This is a genomic window from Polaribacter sp. (assembly GCF_965656025.1).
Classification (GTDB): domain Bacteria; phylum Bacteroidota; class Bacteroidia; order Flavobacteriales; family Flavobacteriaceae; genus Polaribacter.
Genome location: NZ_CBFHJT010000101.1, coordinates 1 through 1,783, shown reverse-complemented (window position 1 = coordinate 1,783; position 1,783 = coordinate 1). Strand labels below are relative to the sequence as shown.

2 protein-coding genes are annotated in these 1,783 nt (G+C 30.8%); both read left to right on the top strand.

Going from position 1 to position 1,783, the window contains the following annotated elements; genetic code table 11:
• A partial coding sequence (locus ACTG3S_RS13715) for an MFS transporter (RefSeq protein WP_439129901.1) occupies positions 1-576 on the top strand: 576 nt, incomplete at its 5' end.
• Between the two features lie 13 nt (positions 577-589).
• A complete protein-coding gene (locus ACTG3S_RS13710) occupies positions 590-1,498 on the top strand; it encodes a glycosyl hydrolase family 17 protein (protein WP_439129900.1) in 909 nt (302 codons plus the stop codon).
• Positions 1,499-1,783: the final 285 nt, after the last annotated feature.

The window sequence follows — 1,783 nt, the reverse complement described above, 5'->3', positions numbered from 1 at the left end:
ATAATTGGATATATTTTAAAATGGTGGGGTTTTGATATTGCACTAAATGATAGCTTTAATGAAACTGCTTTAGGAAAATCTATGACAAATGGTGTAGCCTCAATTTTTGAGTTCTTAAACCCTTATTTAGATAGTATAGGTATGTCTTGGTTTAGTATAGATGCAAGTAATGGTATTCCATGGCTTATCTTTTTACCAATTCCTTTTTTTGCGTTTGGTATGGGAGGCTTATTTACTTTAATGATGTCTATGACTGCAGATGTATGTGATTTAGATGAACTAGAAAATGGAATGCCTAGAAAAGAAGGAACTTTTGGAGCTATTTATTGGTGGATGGTAAAATTAGGGCAAGCCATTGCAATAATTTTAAGCGGTGTAATTTTAAAAATAGTTGGCTTCGATCAAAATATTACAAAACAAGCCATGGAAACAATGACATCTCTTAGAATTGCAGACATTGTAGTTCCAGCAACTACAGCTGCCTTGGCTATGTTAGTAATGTGGAAATATAGTTTAAATGAAAAAAGAGCTAGAGAAATTAAAGAAGTTTTAGTAGAACGAAGAGGAGAATTATAAAAAAAAAATAGCAATGTCTTACAGAGGAAAACATAATTATTTAGTTAATACCACAAATTATAGTGGGTATAAAGGAGAAGATTTTAGTTCAAATTCAATTGAAGAACTAAAACAACTTTGGAAAGATACTTTAAACCAAGGAATGCATGGTATTTGTTTTAGTATGTATGAAGATGGTCAAGAGCCAGGAGATACCATTACAGAGGAGCAAGTAGAAAGGCGTATTAAAATATTAAAACCTTATACCAAATGGATTCGTTCTTTTTCTTGTATAGAGGGCAATGAACACATACCAAGAATAGCAAATAAGCATGGATTAAAAAATATGGTGGGTGCTTGGTTAAGTGATGATTTAGAAAAAAATGAGCAAGAAATAGAAGCGTTAATTCAATTAGGTAACGAAGGAGTTGTTGATATTGCTGCAGTTGGTAACGAAGTTTTATATAGAAACGATTTAACTTTAGAACAATTACTACAATACATTAAAAGAGTGAAAGAAGCGCTACCAAATGTTGCTGTAGGTTATGTAGATGCTTATTATGAATTTACAAGACATCCAGAATTGGTAGCAATTAGCGATGTTATTTTATCAAACTGTTACCCATATTGGGAAGGTTGTTACATAGAACACTCTTTAAACCATATGCAGCAAATGTTTTACCAAGCTACAGATGCAGCAAAAGGTAAAAAAATAATTATAACAGAAACTGGTTGGCCAAGTCAAGGAGGTAGTGAAGGTGATGCGCACTCAAATGAAGAAAACGCTATAAAGTATTTTATAAACGCACAAAAATGGTCGGAAAAAGATAACATAGAAATGTTTTATTTCTCTTCTTTTGATGAGTCTTGGAAAGTAGGTGATGAAGGTGATGTCGGTGCTTATTGGGGGCTTTGGGACAAAAGCGAAAAATTAAAGTTTTAGAACATTTTATAAATTAATTCGTATTATTTTAATCCTTTAAATATTTATTATTTAAAGGATTTTTTTAGTTTATAACTATACAATAAATTGTAGGTACTTTACAGGTATTTTTTTGCCCATACATTACCTATACATTGTTGGTTTTATTGATATAAATACATTTTTTTTTATGGAAATGTTTCTAATCTAAAGTACTGCTATCACTGCGAATTTTTCATTTAGTAAATGTTAAATTATACAATTTCAGGGTTTTGTATGTTTTTTGTTGAGGTGCTAAATGGTAAA